Annotated in this window: 17 protein-coding genes; 7 read left to right on the forward strand and 10 right to left on the reverse strand. The window is 54.6% G+C overall.

All coding sequences use genetic code 11. The annotated features are described in order from the left end of the window. Position 1: 1 nt before the first annotated feature. Positions 2-1,162 carry an ABC transporter permease gene (locus JK208_RS11450; RefSeq protein WP_211576294.1) on the reverse strand — a complete coding sequence of 387 codons (1,161 nt, stop codon included), beginning with the start codon at positions 1,160-1,162 and terminating at the stop codon, positions 2-4. A 290-nt stretch (positions 1,163-1,452) separates the two neighbouring features. Between JK208_RS11450 and JK208_RS11455 the strand changes: the two genes are divergently transcribed. Then, the gene (locus JK208_RS11455; RefSeq protein WP_211576295.1) at positions 1,453-2,379 is read left to right on the forward strand and encodes a glycosyltransferase family 2 protein; all 927 of its coding nucleotides are present in this window, start codon (positions 1,453-1,455) and stop codon (positions 2,377-2,379) included. A 41-nt stretch (positions 2,380-2,420) separates the two neighbouring features. On the opposite strand, the gene JK208_RS11460 is transcribed toward JK208_RS11455, so the two are convergent. Beyond that, positions 2,421-4,502, reverse strand: coding sequence for a DUF6311 domain-containing protein (locus JK208_RS11460; RefSeq protein WP_211576296.1), 2,082 nt, complete (start codon positions 4,500-4,502; stop codon positions 2,421-2,423). Between the two features lie 186 nt (positions 4,503-4,688). Between JK208_RS11460 and JK208_RS11465 the strand changes: the two genes are divergently transcribed. Then, a complete protein-coding gene (locus JK208_RS11465) occupies positions 4,689-5,852 on the forward strand; it encodes a serine hydrolase domain-containing protein (RefSeq protein ID WP_408872111.1) in 1,164 nt (387 codons plus the stop codon). 25 nt (positions 5,853-5,877) lie between these two features. Here the strand turns inward: JK208_RS11465 and JK208_RS11470 are convergent, their stop codons facing one another. From JK208_RS11470 to JK208_RS11480, 3 genes are all read right to left on the reverse strand, one after another. Beyond that, positions 5,878-6,627: a hypothetical protein gene (locus tag JK208_RS11470; protein WP_211576298.1), complete on the reverse strand. Its 750-nt coding sequence runs from the start codon at positions 6,625-6,627 to the stop codon at positions 5,878-5,880. Positions 6,628-6,704: 77 nt separating this feature from the next. Continuing rightward, entirely contained in the window at positions 6,705-7,205 is a 501-nt protein-coding gene (locus JK208_RS11475; RefSeq protein ID WP_211576299.1) for a hypothetical protein, read from the reverse strand. 78 nt (positions 7,206-7,283) lie between these two features. Continuing rightward, positions 7,284-7,619, reverse strand: a complete 336-nt coding sequence (locus JK208_RS11480; RefSeq protein WP_194262899.1) for a hypothetical protein — start codon at positions 7,617-7,619, stop codon at positions 7,284-7,286. 214 nt (positions 7,620-7,833) lie between these two features. Between JK208_RS11480 and JK208_RS11485 the strand changes: the two genes are divergently transcribed. From JK208_RS11485 to JK208_RS11495, 3 genes are all read left to right on the forward strand, one after another. After that, positions 7,834-9,960 (forward strand): M3 family metallopeptidase, encoded by a 2,127-nt coding sequence (locus JK208_RS11485; protein WP_211576370.1) that lies wholly within the window; start codon positions 7,834-7,836, stop codon positions 9,958-9,960. 71 nt (positions 9,961-10,031) lie between these two features. Then, positions 10,032-11,591, forward strand: a complete 1,560-nt coding sequence (locus JK208_RS15880; RefSeq protein ID WP_249202121.1) for a hypothetical protein — start codon at positions 10,032-10,034, stop codon at positions 11,589-11,591. 14 nt (positions 11,592-11,605) lie between these two features. After that, positions 11,606-13,294 carry a M28 family metallopeptidase gene (locus JK208_RS11495; protein ID WP_211576300.1) on the forward strand — a complete coding sequence of 563 codons (1,689 nt, stop codon included), beginning with the start codon at positions 11,606-11,608 and terminating at the stop codon, positions 13,292-13,294. A gap of 19 nt (positions 13,295-13,313) precedes the next feature. Here JK208_RS11495 and JK208_RS11500 read toward each other — a convergent pair whose 3' ends face one another. Then, the gene (locus JK208_RS11500) at positions 13,314-14,225 is read right to left on the reverse strand and encodes a LysR family transcriptional regulator (RefSeq protein ID WP_211576301.1); all 912 of its coding nucleotides are present in this window, start codon (positions 14,223-14,225) and stop codon (positions 13,314-13,316) included. 106 nt (positions 14,226-14,331) lie between these two features. On the opposite strand from JK208_RS11500, the gene JK208_RS11505 reads away from it, so the two are divergent. After that, on the forward strand, positions 14,332-15,144 hold the full coding sequence (locus JK208_RS11505) for a class III extradiol ring-cleavage dioxygenase (protein ID WP_249202122.1): 813 nt from the start codon (positions 14,332-14,334) through the stop codon (positions 15,142-15,144). Between the two features lie 37 nt (positions 15,145-15,181). Further along, positions 15,182-15,793, forward strand: coding sequence for a YceI family protein (locus JK208_RS11510; protein ID WP_211576302.1), 612 nt, complete (start codon positions 15,182-15,184; stop codon positions 15,791-15,793). Between the two features lie 60 nt (positions 15,794-15,853). Here JK208_RS11510 and JK208_RS11515 read toward each other — a convergent pair whose 3' ends face one another. From JK208_RS11515 to JK208_RS11530, 4 genes are all read right to left on the reverse strand, one after another. Further along, positions 15,854-17,146 (reverse strand): MFS transporter, encoded by a 1,293-nt coding sequence (locus JK208_RS11515; RefSeq protein ID WP_211576303.1) that lies wholly within the window; start codon positions 17,144-17,146, stop codon positions 15,854-15,856. Between the two features lie 73 nt (positions 17,147-17,219). Then, the gene (locus JK208_RS11520; RefSeq protein ID WP_408872113.1) at positions 17,220-19,052 is read right to left on the reverse strand and encodes a hypothetical protein; all 1,833 of its coding nucleotides are present in this window, start codon (positions 19,050-19,052) and stop codon (positions 17,220-17,222) included. A 427-nt stretch (positions 19,053-19,479) separates the two neighbouring features. Continuing rightward, complete coding sequence (locus JK208_RS11525; protein WP_211576305.1) at positions 19,480-20,613, reverse strand: cupin domain-containing protein; 1,134 nt, start codon at positions 20,611-20,613, stop codon at positions 19,480-19,482. A 54-nt stretch (positions 20,614-20,667) separates the two neighbouring features. Next, positions 20,668-21,408 (reverse strand): YoaK family protein, encoded by a 741-nt coding sequence (locus JK208_RS11530; RefSeq protein ID WP_211576306.1) that lies wholly within the window; start codon positions 21,406-21,408, stop codon positions 20,668-20,670. Between the last annotated feature and the right edge of the window lie 155 nt (positions 21,409-21,563).

The raw sequence follows: 21,563 nt of genomic DNA on the forward strand, positions 1-21,563 counted from the left end.
GTCAGATCCCCAGAACATCGGCGATGACGGCGAAGATTGCATCAATGGCGATGACGCCGACAATGCCAACGACGACGGCGCGGGTAGCCGCGATGCCCACATCCGCAGCCGAACGCCCGGCTTTGAGGCCGATGCGGCAGCTTGTCAGGCCGATGAAGGCACCGAAAACGATGCTTTTGACAAAACCGAAGATGAACTGGCCGATTCCGAAGGAGGTGACTGTTTGATGGAAGTAGCCTGCTGCCGTGATGTCGAGCATCGAAATGGAGACGACGAAGCCCCCCAGCATGCCGATAAGACATCCGTACAGGTAAAGGAACGGCATCGTGATGATGAGGGACAGGACAGCGGGCAGGATCAGATAGGTCGAGGGTTGAATGCCGAAGACATTCAGTGCGTCGATTTCTTCGTTACCCTGCATGGTGGAAATGCGCGCGGCATAGGCGCCGCCCGTGCGCCCGGCCATGATGATAGCGGTCATGACGGCGGCCATTTCACGCACCATCGCAATTCCGACCAGACTGGCAACGTACACTCCGGCCGCGAATTTCTGGAGTTCAACGGCTCCGACAAATGCCAGAATTGCGCCAATCAGGAAATTGACGATACCGACGATCAGCAGGGCATAAGGGCCGGCATCGCTGGTGTTGGCCAGAAGATCGCTCAGGCGCATCCGGCTTCGGCCGAGAATGGTCTGAACGGCACCTTTGGCTGTCAGTGCCGCGAGTTCGGAGACAACACCCACTTCCGTCATCGAGGCGATGGCATGGCCACCGACGGCTTCCAGAAGGGGCGTGTGGGGTTGCTTGTGATGGACAGGCTCGTCCGGGGCTTCGGGTAGAAGCTCCAGAAGCTGACGCATCGGGCCCGGCAGTGTCTGCATGTCCAGACTGATGCCAGCATCATGGGCAACGCGTTTAAGATCCCATAGGAACGCGATCAGTCCCGTGTCCCACGCCTGAATGCCAGAGGTCTGGAAAGACAGATGTCCATCGGGAGTTTTGGGTAGGCCATCTTTTGGAAAGACCGGAATCGCGCCGGTTCTGGCCTGCCACGTTCCGCTCAGCACCATGAAGAGGATGTTATGTTCGTTTTCAAGACGCCATTGCGGGGCATTGTCCTGTGCGTGGGAACGCGGCCCTGTATCGGTGTTGTCTGTCATGGACTTTGCATTTCCGGTCCTGACATTCCCTGGCTTTGCATAAAGAATGGAAAATCTGGTGAGAGATAAAACTTGAACGATGCGGACGGATCAAAATGTGCGATGTGGCAGAGAACGATCTCGGGTAAGACCTTATCGATTGCAGGAGAAAGATCAATGCTCCTGTTAAGCGACAATGGGTAAGTGTTTTTTTCTGGTTATTTCTGTGGTTTGACTGGAATGAAACCTGCGTGTTGTCAGGATATTTCTGATAGAATCACCTGCTAGCGACTTGGAATTTGAAGACCTGTATGGCCAGCCAGCTTTCCCTGATTGTTCCTTTTTACAATGAAGAGGCCGCGATCGGTCACTTTGTGAAGAGTATCCTGCCGGTTGTCGACGGCATTGCCGAAACGGACTGGGAGATCGTCTGTGTGGATGATGGCAGTAGTGACGCGACCTTGCGGGAACTGGTTAGCCTTTCGGAAACCGACCGGCGGTTTCGGGTGCTTGAACTCTCCCGTAATTTCGGCAAGGAAGCTGCGCTGACGGCCGGTCTCGATGCGGCGACGGGAGATGCTGTCATTATCATCGATGCGGATCTTCAGGATCCGCCTGATGTCATCCCCCAGATGGTGCAGGCCTGGCGGGAAGGGGCGGAAGTCGTGCTGGGCAAGCGGGTTGATCGGTCCAGCGACAGCATGCTCAAACGCAAAACCGCCGCATGGTTTTATTCGCTGCACAATCGGCTTGCTCATATCCGGATTCCGGAAAATGTGGGTGATTTTCGTCTGATGGACCGGTGTGTGGTTGAAGCCTTGGGGCGGCTTCCCGAGCGCCAGAGGTTCATGAAAGGCCTGTTTGCGTGGGTTGGCTTTCGAACAGTCACTATTGATTATGTCCGCGCACCCCGGGCTGCGGGAACGACGAAATTTTCGGGTTATTCGCTTTGGAATTTTGCCCTTGAAGGTTTCACCAGCTTTTCTTCCGCTCCAATTCGACTGTGGACGTATCTGGGAACAATCGGGGCTTTTCTGGCTATTCTTTATGCAATTTTCATCGTGTTTCGCACGATATTCTGGGGAAATTCCGTGCCGGGCTATGCGTCCCTGTTCGTAGCCATCATTTTTTTTAGCAGCGTTCAGATCATCAGTATCGGTATGCTGGGAGAATATATCGGCCGCATCTATATGGAGACGAAACAGCGGCCGATTTACGTTCTGCGTCGGAAATACTGAACAGACAGACCGGGCATGATGATGCCCGGTTTTTGAGAGGTTCAATTCAGTCTGTTGATTTTGAGGCTGAGGAGAGCAAGCCCGAGATGACGGGGGTCCTGTCCGATCTGCACCGGATTACTGATCTGTAATTGCAGGCTTGCGGAATGTTCTTCAGGGGGGAGAGCGAAGTCGGCGGTGTAGTCAGCATCGTGAGGTTGTACGTCCCATTCAGCAATCTGCGTCCCGTTCAGGAGTACCCGGACGTGCTGCGGTGTACCGGGCGAGGAGTGCATTCGTAATACAAGATTTGCTGTATGGACATCTGCAGGCAGATTAAAATGAAGGCGGGCTTCAGGCGCCTCACTCCACACGCCCCAGTCTTCAGGATTGGACCATCCATTCTCAAGAATTTCTTCGTGCTTAAATTGCCGACCTGCCGTGACGATCTCCTGATCGATTGGCAGAACAGGGGGCAGCGGTGGAGGGGACAGACCTGCTGGAAGCGGCACGTCCGCTGCAACGCAGAACGTGGCCTTGTCCCAGACGCCACATTTTGCGTGTTGCAGGCTGCTCCAGCGTAGCGCGTGCAGACGCTGTGAGGTGCCGGTCAGGATCACCAGTGTCCGCGGATCCAGAGGATGAGGCTGTTCGGCTGAAGGGTGGCAGGCAGATTGCGGCGTTGTTCTGGCTGTATACATGGTGTTGACCGACGCATTTTTTAGCGCTGCGGCATACAGGAATTGCATAACATAAATTGCATCAATGCCGTCACATTCCAGGCGAGGATGAATCTCGATCCTGTCAAAAGGCTGCATTATCGAAGAAAGCTGACTGTCTTTGGCGGAGGGAGGCTCAAGGAATGAGAGTTCAATCTGATGAACATCAGAACGGATATCGCGAGTGTCCTGCCATTGAAGTGCAATTCCTGCCAGCAGGACGAAAGGCCACACTCTCGGCCAGGCCCGGCAGAGGCCGTAAATTGCTCCGAGCATGATCAGATAACCAACCGGCCAGAACATCCGTCCTGACGATCGCATCTGTTCTGCGCCCGGAACCCTGAAATGTGTGAGTAGAACCGGAATATGTAAAAAGTAGATGCGATTTGAAAGAGCAATGAGCGTTAGCGCCAGACATGCCAGAAGCAGACCGGCATGCTGTTTTGGAAGTTGTGCAAGAAGCTTAATGCCTCGACGACTCAGAAGGACAAGTCCAAGGGTCAGCAAGACACCGGCGCCAAGATATTGATATCCTTCGTACTGACCACCGGTTGCTTCTACGAGGCTGGAGGAGACAGACGGAAAAAGACTGGAATGAACCGGCCAGAAGGGGGAGGCGAGGTTCATGGAATAGAGCCCGTAACCACCGCCACTCGCGCTGCCCCAGTATCCCAAAACCGATCCGATGCCGATGATCCCCAGTCCGGATGCGGCTGTAGCCATTACCGCGGGTGCACAGGCTTTCCAGTTTCTCTCTCGTAGCAGAAGAGTCAGGGGTACGGCGCCAAGAATGGCACCGGCCATGACCATCAGATAGGGATGAATCAGAAGCGTCAGAACTGTTATGAGAGCCAGCAGCCAAACCGGTCTGGAACCTGCACCAGTTCGTGTGGCCCTGAAATAAAGACCGATCGCCAGCAGCAGGATCCACTGTCCGCACAGAGCCGCATGGCCAATTCTAAAGATGAAAGTCGGAAAACAGGAGGCAAAAACCGCGGCTGCCAGCGCAGGGAGAAGGCGTTTTTCTCCTAGAGACCGCAATGCGAAAACTGCGCAGACCGGTTGTAGTGTCCAGCACAGGGCAAGGTAGAGAATGATCCCCTGAAGCATGTCCGGAAAGAGCGGATGAATGACTTTCAGAAGGAGAGCTTCTAGCGGAATACTGTCCGTCAAACCGATATTGGTACCAGCAGGTGCTCCCAGTCGCTGATCCAGCAGAAGCGGCCAGTGCCATCCCTGCCGCAGGAAATAAATCTGGCCAATGATGTGTTGGACGAGATCACCTGAAGCATGACCGGGCAGTTTTCCCCGGATCAAGGCAAGCGGAAAGCATTGCAGCGCCTGAAAGAGACCGAATACCAGCGAGAGCGTGTAAACCGCAAACCTGTTTGTGGATGGCTTCAGAACTGGGCGTTTTTCAGACAAATGACAACACTCGTATCGAACTGTTATTTCAAGGTTGAGTGGCGTCATACAGGAGAATTGTGGCCAAAACCACGCCTGATGGTGTCTAACGGGCCACTCTGTTGCGCATTCGAAAAAAACGGCTAGTCTTTTGGCTCGGGATCAGGAACGGGGGAAAACAGGGATATGTCAGACGGACGTGCCGAAATGAAATATGCTTCTCTGAAACGGCGGCACGTTCTGCTGGGTGGTGCGGCTGTCTGTGTCAGTCAGATGGTGGCCTGTGCACGTCCGACATCGTCTTTCGACGCGGTGGATGTTCTGGTTCGTAATACCGTCAGACAAGGGGAAACGCCGGGCGCTGTTGTTGTCATCGGACATGACGGAAAAATCGTACACCGTTTCACATATGGGAAGCGGGCAATTGTTCCAGCCTCTGAACCGCTGAGCTGGGACACGCATTTCGATATGGCGTCCCTGACCAAACCGACCATGACGGCACTGTCGGTGATGCAGCTTGTCGAGCAGGGCAGGGTGGGTCTCGATGACCGGGTCAGCCAGTATTTTCCGGACTTTGCGTCTAACGGCAAACGCGACATCACGATCCGGTTGCTGCTGACCCATTATTCCGGTCTGCCGCCTGATGTCCCCCTGAACGATCCGTGGACTGGCAAGGCCGAAGGCGTCAGGCGGGCCATGACGTCACCGTTGATCAATCCGCCCGGCGAAAAATTTGTTTACAGTGACATCAACTACATCATGCTGGGGCTGCTGGTGGAAAAGCTGAGCGGGATGCCGCTCAATCAGTATGTAAAGGTCAATATTCTTGATCCGTTGGGGATGAAGGAGTCCGGCTATCTTCCATCCTCCAGTCTGAGGCCGATCATTGCTCCGACCCAGTATGACGATCAGGGTGTCATGTTGCGGGGGGTGGTTCATGATCCGACAGCACGCAGGATGGGCGGTGTGGCAGGCCATGCCGGCTTGTTCTCAGATGCGCAGGATATGTCCGTTTACGCGCAGGCGCTTCTGGATCGGCTGAAAGGACGTCCGAGCAGTTTCCCGCTGAAACAGGAAACGCTCGTACTCATGACCACGCCGCAGCAGCCAGCCGGGAAAACGGATCTGCGGGGGCTGGGATGGGATATCGACACCCATTATTCGTCTCCGCGTGGCGATATATTTTCCCGGCGTTCTTTTGGTCACACCGGCTTTGTCGGCACATCCTTATGGATTGATCCCGACAGTGACAGCTATGTGCTGATTCTGACGAACCGGGTTCATCCTTCAGGAGGTCATAGTGTCGTAAAGCTGCGGCACGATGTGGCCACGGCTGCGGGAAAGGCGCTCGGCCTCTCCGCACCCGTTTGAAAAACCCGTCAGGTCAAATTGCTCTTTATACGCCCCGCGCTTCTGCCAGAAGCGCGTCGAACGTTTCCCCGTTTGGCGATGTGCCGGGAATGGAGAGCCAGTTCTGGCGCGACAGCAGACCGTAGGCTTCGTCGGCGATCTTTGTGAACGTGTCCCACGGCATGAAGGTCCGCGTCCCCCATGTGTTGAAGAAAAGCCCTTCAGGGTCGTAGCCAACAAGCGCAATAGCGTGACCACCAACCGGGGTTCTGTCTGAAATGGCGTTCCAGTCCCAGGTTGCTCCCAAGGGCAGATCCATAAAGCCCTGAGGAACCTGAACCCCTGCTAGCACACCACCCAGATAGCAGATGGCGCGACGGATGCCGTCGCAGTCCTGCGGGTTGATCGTGCCATAGGCCGTCAGATAGTCCAGTGTCTGACCAGGGCGGTGGAGGCCCTCGCGGAGCCAGAAATTCAGCTCGTCCAGCAGTACTGTTCCGTTATCCCGGGCGCCGGTCTGTGGGTCAAAACCGGTGACGGCTGCGTAATTATTCAGCACCATGCTTGTTGGCAGTAAGACCAGCGCCTGTGCGGCATGGGTCCATGTCGCTGTCAGCGCCGCCTGCGCTGCGAAGGCGCAGCAGCCATACCGGTCATTGCCCCACATCTGGTAGGGAACCCCGGCGGACCAGTCCTTTTGCGTGGGAATGTCCGGAAGGCGTGAGGCCAGCGTGGGGGCCAGACGATAGGTGCGGGGATCATGTCTGGGCGCACGTTTGCCAAGGCATCGGGGCATGGGAAAACTCCGGCAGGGGAAACTGGAACATTGGAGTAGTTCAGGCAAACCACTCCAACGTTGAATGGAATTGAGGCTCAGACGCCCTGATAGATCCGGGCGCGGATCAGTTCCGGCGTTTCTGCAGGGGCCGCGAGGGGAGCAGCCGTCACGCCGGCAAGGGCTTCGACCAGCGGGATCATGGCGGCGACCGTGGACATGTAGCCAGCGGTCGACGGCGAGTAAGCCTTCACGATCGGCGTTGCGATGGCCAGCAGGGTTTGAAGATCCGTTTCAAGGCTTTTGGCCCAGTCCTTGCCGGTGGCAATCGTGATCGTGCCGTTTGAATTGGCCGCGACCTGAGCCGAGACGCTCTTGATCTGGGCGATCAGGTTGTCGAACTGCGCTTTGTCTTTCTCGGACAGATGGCTTTCGAGTTCGGGAATGCTTTCGATCGCCTGAACCGCGTAGGCAATGGCCGCCGCATCATTGCTCAGGGCGGTCGTGTTGAACGAGGCCGTGTTGGCGGTTGTGGTGCAGGCGCTCATGGAAACGAGAAGAATGGTGCCAAGGCTCAGGGCGAGAATACGGTTACGCATTAAATGCTCCACACATAAAAAAAGCCACCCGAAAGGCGGCTGAGATCAATGAAAATAGCTGAAGGAAAAATTCGGTTATTATTCGACGCGTCTGGGAACTTCACCGGCCTTCGGATGCGTCGAGGCCATGTCCAGTCCCAGTTTTGCAGCGTCATCCACCCGCGAGGAGCCCACGGGCACCATGATGGCTTTTGCGCCCGGCTGATACGCGCTTGTGTTCCAGCCTTTTGCCTGCGCTACGGCGCTGACGATTTGAAAAAGCGGCAACAGCTTTGACGTGCTGGCAGGGGGTTTCCAGAAGCGAAGAGCCAGAGCGGCCGAAGCGATCAGGAAAGTTATGATTGAAACGATATCGCCAGCATACTTAGCGGGCAGATAGGGCAGGATTGTCTGGAACAGCGATGTCCAGTCCATTGTTGTCTCCGGCTATAAAAATACCGCCCCGAAGGCGGCTGTGCCAACACACCCTCCCGGTCTAGGGAGGGGCGTTCGCGCGCACCAAGGAGAAAATGACGTCAAGTGCCAACTGACTGGTTTTGCGCCCTTCCCAGAAGCAGCAGCTTGTGTTTGACGATCCATCGTGAAGGCCATACGGTTCGCCATCATCACGACTGTCACAGGCGATTTCATGGCTTTCAATTTCAGGCTTGCCGCAGTTGCTGCGGTTTCGGCTTTCTCTCTTTCTGCTGAAGCCCATGCGGCTGCGACAAACCCGTTTTTCTCGGCAAGTACGCTGTCTTTTCAGGCGCCCCGTTTCGATCAGATCAAGGACAGCGACTACGCCCCGGCTTTCGAGCGCGGCATGGCCGAGCATCTGCGTGAGATCAATGCGATTGCCAATAATCGCGCGGCCCCGACTTTCGACAACACGATTGTTGCAATGGAGCGGGCCGGTCAGACGCTCAACCGCGTGCAGATGACGTTTTATGGCGTTTATCAGGCCAATACGAACGACGCGCTGGACAAGGTGCAAAGCGCGGAAGCCCCGCGCCTGACGGCTCATGAAGATGAAGTCTATCTGAACGCAAAGCTCTTTGCGCGTGTGAAATCGCTTTATGATCGTCGGGAGAAGCTGACACTGACGCCCGAACAGGCGCAACTCCTCGATATTTATTACCAGCAGTTCGTCCATGCTGGAGCGCAGCTTTCTGCGGCAGACAAAACGAAGCTGCGGGCAATCAATACGCGGCTGTCCAATCTCGAAACGCAGTATGAGCAGAAGCTGATTGCGAGCGCCAAGGCCGGTGCGCTGGTCGTGGATAACGAGAAAGCGCTGGCGGGGATGGACGCCAATGCGATCGCCTCCGCCGCCAAGGCTGCGCAGGAGCGTAAACTGACTGGCAAGTGGGTGATCCCGCTCCAGAACACGACACAGCAGCCTGATCTCTCATCCCTGACCGACCGCGATACGCGAAAGGCCCTGTTCGATCAGAGCTGGACGCGCGCTGAAAAAGGAGATGAGAACGACACCCGCGCCACGATCGCCGAACTGGCGCAGCTTCGGGCACAGAAAGCCGCACTTTTCGGTTATCCGAACTTCGCCGCCTATACTCTGTATGACCAGATGGCCAAGACGCCGGAGGCTGCTGAAAACTTCATGCAGCAGCTCGTTCCGGCCACGGCTGCGGAACAGAAGCGTGAAGCGGCGGTTCTTCAGGAGACCATTCGCAAAGACGGTGGCAACTTCGAACTGAAGCCCTGGGACTGGGAATATTATTCCGGTCAAGTGCGTCGTGCGAAATACAATCTCGATCAGGATGAAATCAAACCGTATTTCGAACTCAAAACGGTGCTGACGGATGGCGTGTTCTTCGCAGCCAATCAGCTCTACGGCATTACGTTCAAACAGCGGACGGACATTCCCGTCTATCATCCGGATGTCATGGTTTTTGAAGTCCATGACAAGGATGGGTCTCCGCTGGGTCTGATGTATTTCGATTACTTCAAGCGCGACAACAAATCTGGTGGCGCATGGATGTCCAACTTCGTTGGGCAGTCGAAGCTGCTGGGAACGAAGCCGGTCATTTATAACGTTGCCAATTTCACCAAGGCCGCTCCGGGTCAGCCACAACTCATCACGTCCGACGATGTGACGACCATGTTCCACGAATTCGGCCACGCCCTGCACGGACTGTTTGCGGATCAGACTTATCCGTCCCTTTCCGGCACCAGCGTGGCACGGGATTTTGTAGAGTTTCCATCTCAGTTCAATGAGAACTGGGCGCTGGACCCGAAAGTCCTGTCGCACTATGCGCGTCACTACAAGACTGGCGCTCCGATGCCAGCAGCATTGGTCGAGAAAATCCGCAAGGCTGCGCATTTCAATCAGGGTTATGCGTTGGGTGAGATCGTCGCTGCCGCTGAACTGGACATGAAGTGGCACAGCCTGCCTGCTTCAGCTCCGCGTCAGGACGTGGACAAATTTGAAGGCGCAGCGCTGGACGGTATGGGGCTGGATGTTGCAGTTGTTCCGCCGCGGTATCGTTCCAGTGATTTCCTGCATATCTGGTCCAATGGCTATTCTGCAGGTTACTATGCCTATTTGTGGACGGAAATGCTGGATCAGGACGCATTTGCCTGGTTCCAGGACCATGGAGGATTGACGCGTGAAAACGGACAGCGCTTCCGCGATATGATCCTTTCGAAGGGGCATACGATGGATTACGGTCCGATGTTCAAGGCGTTCTATGGTAAAGATCCTGACATTACGCCAATGCTTGTCCATCGCGGTCTTGTTTCTGATCCGGGCAAGTAATTGTAGTCGGGAAGAAAATCATGGTTTTCTTCCCGATTTTCCACCCATGACGTAGGAACAGGCGATCTTACATGCGCAGAATGAACGCCCTGTCGTCTTGCGGCCCGTTTCTCGCGCTGCTGGGTGTGCTGTATTTTGGCCTGAAGGCTTTCTATGGTTTTGGAACCCCTTCTTTTGGAGATGAATCCGGGCATATTCTGGGTGGTCTGGCCATAGCGAAAGGTGATGTCCTGTATCGGGACTATATTGACGCTCATGGTCCTTTGATCTTCATTCTGTCCTGGAGTGTCAGCCTCTTTTCCGACTTCCATCATGCTTATCTGATGCGTCTTGTTCCTATCGTATGCACGATAGGAACTTCCGTCTCAGTATTCTGCTCTCCGGCACTTCAGAAAAATTCTACGAGGTTTCTTGCTATTGGCATGTGGCTTGCCGCGATGGGCGCTCAGTGGTCAGTTCAGGCCTTCAACATGGACAGTTACTGGACTGTTGGCGGAGATCTGCTTGGGGGCGTGATAGCGCTGGTGATCCTTCCGCTGTTGCTGGGAGCAGATATCGGACGGTGGCAGGCGCGATGCGGAGGCGCCTGTCTCGCGCTTCTGCCTCTGACAGCCTATTCCTTTGCTCCAACTGCTGTTCTGCTGGCTCTGTCTGTGTTGATCGGTCGTCGCCCCGGATCAGGAAGTGCCACTCCCAATCTTCTGGCCGGGGCTGGAGGAGTGCTTGCAGTCTATCTGGTATGGATGGTGTTCTATGGCGATCTGGGAGGAATGATCGCCTATCATTTCGTTGCAAACCAGTTCTATTACGCGCCCTATATCGATGTTGGTCTGAGGGCGTTGGCGCAAAGCCTCATACCTTCGCTTCGGCCTGATGCCCTCGTTCAGTCTTTGGCTACGATCTGCTTTTATGGCGGTAGCGTTCTTCTGCTTGTAGCCTCCCGGCAGAGGTTGGCCGTTCTGTTGTTGCTGGGGGCCATACTCATGACGCAGGTGCGTGGTGCGCTCGGCTTTCAGGATGGCACATTCGCCATAGGGGCTCTTACGCTTTGTGTGCTGATGCTGATGCGGATGACGCAGCCGCGCGAGATCGTGGCAATTCTGATTGCTGGGTTGTTCTGCACCCTGTCCGTTCTCGGTCTGCGACAGGCGACGTCCTCGCCGTATGATATGAGTCGTGCGCAGCAAAGACAGGTTGGATTCCACCCCATTCATGAGAATGCGGATGTCGGATTTGTTAAAGTCATTCAGAAATACTCTGAACCGCAGGAACGTATTCTGGTTATTCCTTATAATCCGGACGTTTACATTTACGCCGGTCGTCTTTCCATGAAGAAGTATCATGAATATCTTCCGTGGGAAGCAGACTATGCCCGCCATCCCTGGTTTGGATATGAGCGTGATTTGTGTGTGGATCTCCCTGCTAATCTTCCTCCCATTATATATTTCGATGATTACCGCGTCTGGGGACGGTGGAGCGCAGCGGATTACATGCCCTGCGTTCTGAAAATTCTCGCACGCGACTATCAGCGCGACCCGGTTGAAAAGAGCGTCTATATCCGTCGTGACCGGCTGGATCGCGACACCACCAAGGCCGGAAATCCGGCCTTAGAGCCTCAAAATACCCACTGAAAGTAATGCCTGTCATGAAGCAGAAAACCTTTTCCCGCCGCATTCTCTTTCTTGCCACAGCGCTGACGGCTGGTCTGCTGAACCCCGTCGCGGGATACGCTGATCCTTCAGCAGATATCAGTCCGTCGCGGATGTCGGAAGCAATGAAGGTTCTGTCTTCGGACCGGTTTGAAGGCCGTGCTCCGGGAACGGAAGGGGAGAAGGTTACGGTTCCCTGGCTGATCGAACAATACAAGGCTCTGGGGCTTGAGCCTGCGGGAGAAAACGGTGGATGGACGCAGGATGTTCCCATGCTTCGGACCAGAACCGGTGCTACGGGATCTGTTGTGGCCCGGACTGGCGGCAAAACGCTTCCGCTGGTTCAGCTGAAGGACATCTATCTCTCAACGCTGCTGCCCGAAGAGCGGCTCAAGGTTAAAAATGCTCCAGTGGTCTTCGTCGGCTATGGTGTCCATGCACCGGAGCGCCACTGGGATGATTTCAAGGGTGTGGATCTTAAGGGCAAGGTCGCGATTTTCCTCGTGAACGACCCTGATTTCGATGCGGCTCCCGGCGAGCCCGTTGCGGGACGTTTCGGCGGAAAAACCATGACGTATTACGGGCGCTGGACCTATAAATACGAGGAAGCCGCCCGTCGTGGCGCCGTTGCGGCCCTGATCGTTCATGATACGGCTGGGGCTTCCTATCCGTGGAGCACCGTGGTCGCGCCGGGCGGTGAAGCCTATGACGTGGAGCATTCGGCGAGCGAAAGCCGCCCCGTACCCGTTCAGGGCTGGCTTGAGGGGAAAGCCGCAGATGCACTCTTCCGGCAGGCGGGGCTGGATCTTGCAGCGCTCCGCATCAAAGCACGCTCGGAGGATTTCCGGCCGGTCACTCTGAAGCACACGACATTCTCGGCCGATCTTCCGGTTACGGTTGACCGCCTCAAGAGTCAGAACGTACTCGCGAAGATCACGGGTGCGAAATATCCGGATGAGACGGTCATGTTCGGCGCGCACTGGGATGCTTACGGCAAGAGCACGGATGCCCAAGGCAACACGGTCATTCGGCGTGGTGCGATTGACGATGGCTCCGGCATTGCGGCGCTGTTTGAAATCGCCCGCGCCTTCAAGGCAGGTCCGAAACCCGATCGGACGGTCCGTTTTGCAGCCTGGACGGGCGAGGAGCGGGGTCTTCTGGGATCAGGCTGGTATGTGGCGCATCCGCTGGCCCCTCTGGACAAGACGGCAGCCAACCTGACGATGGATGTGCTTCAGATGGCCGGGCCTGCACATAATGCCTTCATTATCGGGGCAGGGCAGAACACGTTGCAGGATCAGTTCGCTGCTGCCGCGGCTCTTCAGGGGCGCACAACCCAGCCCGAAGCGATGCCCGAACGCGGAGCGTTTTACCGCGCCGATCATCTGCCGTTCGCCCGGGCGGGTGTACCGGTTCTTGCGGTGATGGACATGGCCGGGAAGTTCGATCTCGTGAAAGGTGGGACAGAAGCAGGCGGCAAATGGCTGACGGCTTACATGGCCTGCTACCATCAGGCCTGCGATGCCTGGAGCCCGGACTGGGATGTCAGAGGCGCTGCGCAGGACGTCTGGGCCGTCTGGAAAGTCGGACATGACGTGGCGTTTTCGCATGACTGGCCGCAGTGGAACGACGGTTCGGAATTCGCTGCGATTCGTCAGAAAACCGCGCCTTCGACTGTTCACTAACCCGTCTTTGCCGGTTCCGTCAGAGTGTCCAGGGCGGGACCGGCCCATACTGTTCCACCAGAAAGTCAATCATCGCCCGGATCTTGAGCGGGACATGGGGTGTGGGGGCATACACTGCGTGTAGTTCCGGCCCTGTCATTGTCGGCACGTCCAGTGGCAGGGGCACCAGCCTGCCGGATTTCAGTTCTTCCGAAACGATGAAGAGCGGCTGATAGATGATCCCTTGTCCCGCAACGGCGGCTTCTCGCAGGATATCGCCATTATTGGCGCTTATCGGTCCGCTGACCATGACAGTCCGTTCGCCTTTGGGGCCGAAGCTCCAGCGGGTCGCGCCAATGTCGTGACCGAGTGTGTAGCCCAGACACTGATGGTTCTGAAGTTCGACGACAGTATGAGGTGTGCCATGCCGTTCGAGATAGGATGGGGCGGCACAGACCACGAAATCTATCTGAGCCAGCGGGCGCGAGCGTAATGCGCTTGACGGCATTCGCCCGATACGGAGGGTCAGGTCCCATCCCTCCGTGATCGGATCAATCCTGCGGTCATCAAGTCCGAGTTCAACCGTAACGAGGGGGTGACGCTGGCTGAATTGCGGCATGATCGGGCCGACATGCCGGATGGCGAACGAGACCGGGGCATTCAGACGTAGAATGCCCCGCGGCTCCTGATTTTCGGCCGAGACTTCCTGCTCCATCTCTTCAAGATCCGTGAGGATCTTCTGCGCGCGGATCAGCAGCAGACGTCCCGGTTCTGTCAGAGAAAGTCTGCGGGTGCTGCGATGAAACAGCGAGATGCCAAGCCGACTTTCCAGAGCAGCGATGTGTTTCGTGACCATCGTCTGCGACAGGCCGAGCGCACGCGCAGTTCCGGAAAAGCTTCCCTGAGCCACAACCTTTGCAAACACCTGCATGCTGGTGAAACGATCGAGCATTTATCTCACACTCCTGGTGTCAGATCATTTTCCAAAATAGGGAATTATTCTTTCCCAGAGAGAGTGGCAACATCCGTTTTGCCGAATGATGAGGGAGGTCGTGAAGATGTCGCAGGAAAATCAGGAGAGCCGACAGCCTGTTCTTTTTCTGCCACATGGCGGTGGTCCATGTTTCTTCATGGAATGGGGAAACACATGGGACCGCATGGCCGTTTATCTTCGCTCTGTCAGTGGAACGCTTCCTCGTCGGCCGGACGCCATCATTGTCATGTCCGGGCATTGGGAAACGGACGAAATGCGTGTCGGCTCGGCACCTCATTCGTCACTCATCTACGACTATTACGGTTTTCCTCCTCACACCTATCAGCTTAAGTATCCCGTGCCGGGTGAGCCTGATGTCGCTGCGAAGGTGCTCGGTCTTCTGAGCGCTGCGGGTGTTTCCTGCGCCGCCGATCCGGAGCGCGGATTGGATCATGGGGTGTTCATTCCGTTCATGCTGGCCTTTCCGGATGCCAGTATCCCGGTTGTAGAAATTTCTCTTCCCAGAACGATGAACGCGGCAGATGTCTTGCAGCTTGGGCAGAGTCTGGAGCCTTTGCGGGGCGAAAACATCCTGCTGGTGGGCACGGGCATGACGTATCACAACATGCGTTATCTGATGCGGCCGGATGCTGTGTCAGATGCCCGGTCCGTCGCGTTTGATGCTTGGCTTCAGAGCGCGGTTGAAGCGTCTTCCGACCTTCGCAGAAGTCGTCTTATGGACTGGGAGCGTGCCCCCTTCGCACGGGACTGCCATCCTCAGCCGGAGCACCTCCTGCCGCTGATGTTTGCCGCCGGGGCCGCGGGAACTGATGCAGGGCATCGCGATTATAGCGACGTCATCATGGGAAAAGCCCTGTCCGGTTTTCGGTTTGGTTGACGCCTTTACCTTCATACATATGAAAGATCGCAAACTCATGAACACATATTTTCTCAAGAGCGTCGGCGCAGTATTCGCCGCGGCACTTCTGTCTTCCAGCGCTTTTGCCGCTACGCCTGCAAGTGTGCCTTCGGGCGCCTATTCGGTCGAAACCAGCCATACGCAGATCGGATTTTCCGTCCTGCATTTTGGTTTCACCTATTATTCCGGTCAGTTCTCCGGCGTTACGGGAACGCTCCAGCTTGATTCGACCCATCCCGATGCCTCACATCTAAACGTGACCATTCCGGTTTCAAGCGTCTCGACGACAAGCACGGTTCTGACGGACGAACTCAAAAACAGCGAATGGTTCGATGTTGCAAAATATCCGGAGGCAACGTTCGTCTCGACGCAGGTTCGCCAAACAGCTGCGGATGAAGCGCTGGTTACCGGGAATCTGACGCTGCATGGCGTGACGCACCCGGAAGTTCTGCACGTCCATTTCGTGGGAGCAGGCGTCAATCCGATGGACAAGGCCTATACGGTTGGTTTTCAGGCTCAGGCAACGATTCATCGGAGCGATTTCGGGGTGAAGAAATATGTCCCCTATGTTGGTGATGACGTGACCTTGACCATTGCCGGAGCGTTTGAAAAGACGGCAGCGAAGTAACGCGCAAAAAAAAACGGTCCATTTCCATGGGCCGTTTTTTGTTTCGTCTGTTCGGAATTCTCAGGAAGCCTTGCGGACTTTCCAGCCAGTTTCCTTGAGACAGAACCCCAGAACAATGGCAATTCCGATCCCGATGACCAGCGGCAGGAAAGCCGTATGGAACTGCTCCATCGTCTCCGGTGCAGTCTTGCCCATCAGGGCGGATACGAGCGGGGACATGATCCCGGTCGTCCCGAAAACAAGGAAGTTCATGACGCCTGCGGCCGTTCCCTTGACCTCTGGCGGATTGACTTCCTTCATCGAAGAGAACGGGATCATGGCGGCGCCCGATGCGATCCCCATGATCAGCGCCACAGAATAGTGCGGCAGAATCCCGACCGGGACGTAAAGCGCACAAAGCGACGCTGCCAGCAGGACCATCGCGCCCCCGATCAGAACGGGCTTGCGACGACCGATCTTGTCCGAAATCCATCCCAGCAGCGGGCAGCCGATAACCCATCCGATGGGAACCATTGAGACGTCCGTGGCTGCGAAACCCATCGTTGTGTGTTCGCCCTTACTGAGCATCAGAGCGCCCCAGCCCAGTGCGCCGATCGTCGTGGGTACGAACAGCAGACCGCCAGCAAGTCCTGCAATCCAGCTCTGCGGGTTGGAGAAGATAATTTTGAACGGATGCAGCAAGTTCGCAACGGACATGTCGCCGTGATGGTGGTCGCTGTCTCCGGTATCACGCGGCATGACAAAAAAGACGGCGACAGCCAGCAGTAGACCGATAACGCCGAAACCCAGCCAGACGGACTGCCAGGGGATATGGAAAGAACCGTGCGGATCAATCAGGATACGGGTTGGCTTGGAACCGAAAGCGGCGCCGGCCATGCCCATGCACTGCGTCAGTCCGACGAACAATGCCAGTGTCCGCGCTGGAAGATACCGCGCGGCAACGTAAGAAGCCCCCACGAAAGCACAGATCGCGCCAATGCCCTGAATGATGTAACCGCCAATCCCGGCGACCAGACTGCCCTGACCGAAAATCAGGCACCCGACGCCGGTTACGGCAATGAACATTGGCATGATCGCATGTGCGCCATACCGGTCCAGCAGCACGCCCACGGCAAGCGCCATCAGCGCGTAGACAATGTAATAGGACGCGATCATGAGGCCGAGATGGCTGTTGCCCCAAGCCTGCGTCAGTTCATCCTGCATGATCCCGGGAGCAGAGCGGATGGCATACTGATAGAAATAGAACAGCGCGCACAGAAACCACGACAGCACATAGAGTGGCTGAAGTTTCTGTGGTTGCGCCGGTGACGGGTTCAGGGGCTGGGAGGCCGCCTGAGGTGATGTGCCAGACATGAAATTCTCCAGTATGTCATGGATGGTCGGTCAGACCGGACAGCATGAGCGTGATAGGAATATTCGCCAGATATTATTGCTGGAACGGGTAGTAGCGGAATGTCACATACACCGTATGACCATAGGTCGTGGGATCGACAGCATGACCTGCGCCATCATTGCCTTTGAACGCGAACTTCCGGATATAGGTATACTGGAGACCTCCCATGACGCTGCCATAATGGCCGTCCAGAAAATGCCACCAACCGCCTGTCGTGAAAGCGGCAAGCGTTTTTGTCTGAGCGGAGCATGTTCCGAATTCGTATTCACACCCGGACAGGTTCAAATCTGTTGCGCCATAGCCGTGCTGAAGCCCGTCCGCGCCCAGATAAGTACGGCGTCCGGCGGTTTCTACACCTCCATAGGTGTAGAGCAGAACAGAACGCGCCGGATGGCCTACAAGGCCAAGCGAACCCATGATTTCCGGAACAGGACTGGGATTTCCGTTTTTATCGAATGTCGTGTCGGGGAGGAGGGTTGGTCCGTAACGTCCCACGCCCTGACCGGCCAAGACGTTGCCGGTCAGCTGTATTTTATCCGTTCCGAGCGGTACAGTCATTCCAGCTCCCACACCACCGCCGAACTGGGTGCTTTTATGGGTATGATTCTCGCCCGCAGGCTGGATTAGTCCACGGAACCATCGGCCCAGGCCGAAAACTTCGTAATGTCCGAAAGACGTATCAACAGCTGCTTTGAGAACGATGTCAGGCGCAGGATTGTAGCTGTACTGCGTATTGGGATTCAGCAGTACGCCACCTGCATTGGAGTAAAAGACACGCGGTCCGGCCAGACGACCATAGCTTGCGGGAAGCGTGCCACCTGAACTAAGGGAGTCTGAAAAAGCTACCGTTGCTTGAGGGTCCTCAACGGACAGTGCCAGCCAGTATTTCTGAGCCCAGTCTTTGGCGATCCGGACCTGCGGGACACGAGTGAAAGTAATTCCAGGGATCTGGTTATTATCCGTCACGGCAGGGAGCTGTTCCTGACGGGGAATGACACCCTTGGCGTAGTTGGTCGTCAGACTCCATGCCTGCCCCATAAGGACATGCAGCCCCCAGTCCTTTTCGGTGAATGTAAAGTAACCCTGACGCAAACGAGGTGTATAACCATTGATCTGCACGCTGTTGGTCGTACCACCAGACCCACCAAAGTCAGCTTCAACATACGCCTGAAGACGCACGGCTTTAGTCGGATTTGCTTCCAAAAGGGTGGAGAAACGTGTGAGCTGTGCCGAAAAACGCTCTTCGCTCAATCCGTGATTGGGGCTGTTCGCATAAGGAAAACCGTTCCACGCCGTTGCCGGCCCACTGGTAAGATTCGAGCTTCTCCAGATATTGGAGAAATCAATAAACCCGCCAAGGCGAACAGTCAGATTGCCGATTTGGAAAACAGGAGGAAGATGATCCACTTCCGTCTGCGTAATCGCGAGAGGGCTGGACGAGGTCAGATCTATGGACGTCCTGTGGGCTTCATTATGCTGGGTTCCCAACCACTGGAACAACGGCGGCGGTGTTTGGTGAGTGGCGGGGGGAACAGGATTATAAAGAACAGGGGTATTGGTTGCACTGGTTGGGGCAGAGCCTGTCGTTGAAACGGGCATAGCTCCGGTTGAGTGCGATGAAGGTGACATCCCTATGTGATTTGTTTCAAGCCCTACTATTGTCTTACGGGGTGCAAAAGCTGCTTTCGTGGTGCGAGAATGCGTTGTTTGTGAAGAGGTTTTGGTGTGTCGACGTTCCTCGATAGCCTGCAACCGGCCTTCTAGCATACGCATTTCGGCTTTGATGGCGGCTAGTTCCTGATCGTCAGCGCTTTGCGCGAATGCTGTCGGGGAACCTCCGATGAAAATGGCGGCACTCAATAGCAGTCTGCACCGTCTGGGCAGATGTTGCCCTACGATCTTCAGGCCACCAAAAGGAGACACACTTTATCCTTTCTGTAAATTCCAATGCGCGTAAATGTCCGGCTTTCGTAAAGATATCAGCTAAGACACTCACAGAAGATACTTACGCGGTCGCGGAAATTTAAATATTGATTCACATCAAAAAACTTATATTTTTTAAGAGATGCAAGTTATTTCCTAATTTCGTCTTTAGCGACCGATGCAGAAGATGGTCGCGGGAAACCTGGAATCGGGATGATATGCGTCCGAATGATGCGTTCGCGCGGATTGGTGGGGGATCACGAGAAGCGTGTCGACGTTGCAGAGGCCATAATCCACTTCCTGGGGAAGGCCTCATGCTCCGTCGAAACACTCACAGGAAGAACTTTAAAAAGCCCCGCAAAACAATAATTTATTTTTTGACAACGGGCTGCCGTGTAGTCCTGAGATGACTGATAAATTGATCATCAACTTGAAGGTGCCCCTTGACCAGATGGGCAGGCGTGAGGGCCAGCCAGTTGTTGAACGAAATATCTTTATACTGGCCAGTATGAAAAACATTAATGACCCGGACAGGCTCATCGCCAATGTTTTCGATGTAATGTGCCAAGGTTCTTGGGACATACCCGACATCTCCAGGAACAAAATCAAATGTTCTGGCATTGTCGACGGCATCAAATACTGTCATCCGGGCCTTCCCGGAAATATAATATTGCAATTCATCAGCATCCGGATGCCAGTGGATTTCCCGCATTCCGCCGGGTTCCAGATCGATAATCAAGGCAGCCAATGTCGTGACGCTAAAATTGCGCGAGTCAATAACCTGTGTAGCTCCGCCCGGATAAGCCGTAGGCGGCGTTGCGGAGGCGCGGAAAACATATTTGTCGGTAAAGTTTACAGCTCCCAGATCCTGACGCACCTGCTCAAGCGGAGGGGGAACTGGCTGACGGAAAATATATTTTTCATGCGCCGGAATATTGGCAAATGCAGCTTCGGGAACGCCAAAATTTTTCGCCAGAACTTCGCGAGGAATATGAGCAAATAATTCGGTGACCAAGAGTGTTTGATTTTCCGAAAAATTACCATCGTTGAAGACGAGAACAAACTCAGTGCCTTCCTCCAAGCCTTGAATGGCATGTGGGAAGCCTGCGGGAGCAAACCACAAATCACCCGGCTCCAGATCTTCAATCAGTGTCTGGCGCTGATCATCCATGAGGTAGAAGCGAACTTTCCCTTTAAGAACGTAAGCCCATTCTGCCTCTTTGTGCCAATGCATTTCACGCACGACACCGGGGGGAAGGCGCATATTAACGATGGCAAGTTCCTTGAGTGCTCCCATCTCGCGACAGGTGACTTCTCGTGCCCATCCACCGTCTTCAAGACGGTTATGCGCCATCGCGAAAGGAAATTTCAGATTGGGAATGCCGCCCTTATCTGTTGCCGGAGGCAAAAAAATATCCGGGTTTTGCTGTTCAATTTCCGGATTACGGGGGCCAACGATATCAGCTCCCTTAGAGCCCATAATTGGTTGGTTCAAACTTTCCATTTGTAAGCACCTTGGTTTGAAGAAGAATTGAGAAAACTTTAACGCAATGTTCGCTTAAACGAATGTGGCACCAGTTCTTGGGTCTGGGCTTGATTTATCTTTTCTTGAAAAAAGAGTAATCAACAGAAGCGAAATGATCGTAATTATTAATGATGTATTATTTCCAATGTATTTATCGCAGAAAAATCCAAGAGCTCCGCCGATGGCAAAACCAAACAGAACGAAGAAGAATATCCCTGCCCACATCAGGTTGGACTCCCCATTAATTCCATTTTTTTTAAAAAAGCTCTGAGCCATAAAGTTAAAAGCCATTTGTACTACAAAGGTAACGGCCACGTTTCCATAAAGCATTCCATGATCTTTGTGGAATGCATTCCCCTGCATTCCTGCAACGAAACTAATGGCTACAGCCAGAAAAGCTAAGGGGATTGTGTTTGTGAATGCTAATAATGTGATTATGGACAGTAAAATACATTCAGACCATAGAACAATATTTGAAAAATTACGACCTTCTTTGATTAGGGTTGTCATCAAGACACCGCACACAGCAGATCCCAAACCAAAAGCAATAACGGAACTGAATGCAAACCAGAATGCAATCCAGTCCCCTTCTACCAAGCGGTAACCAACCTGTATGACATTACCTGATTGAACTGTGGCGAAGGTTTGTGCATGGAAGAAAGTCCATGCGTTCATCAGTCCTGCACAAAATGCGAGACTAAAGCCTACTCTCCGCTCTTCCATGAGAGGGAAAACATTTGTTTGAGTGGAGTTCTTTGCAGCTAACTCTACCATTTCACCTCCTCTTTTAATCAAGGGATATCGGGGAATATCAATGGATATTTTTTTAAATTAAGAAAGTATTAATTATTAAAAATATTATACATATTCCTTCTGTATCCTACGAAGAACGTCAACAATATTGATGGGTTTCATCAGGATATTTAATA

This window comes from Gluconobacter sp. Dm-74, from assembly GCF_018256135.1.
GTDB lineage: Bacteria > Pseudomonadota > Alphaproteobacteria > Acetobacterales > Acetobacteraceae > Gluconobacter > Gluconobacter cadivus.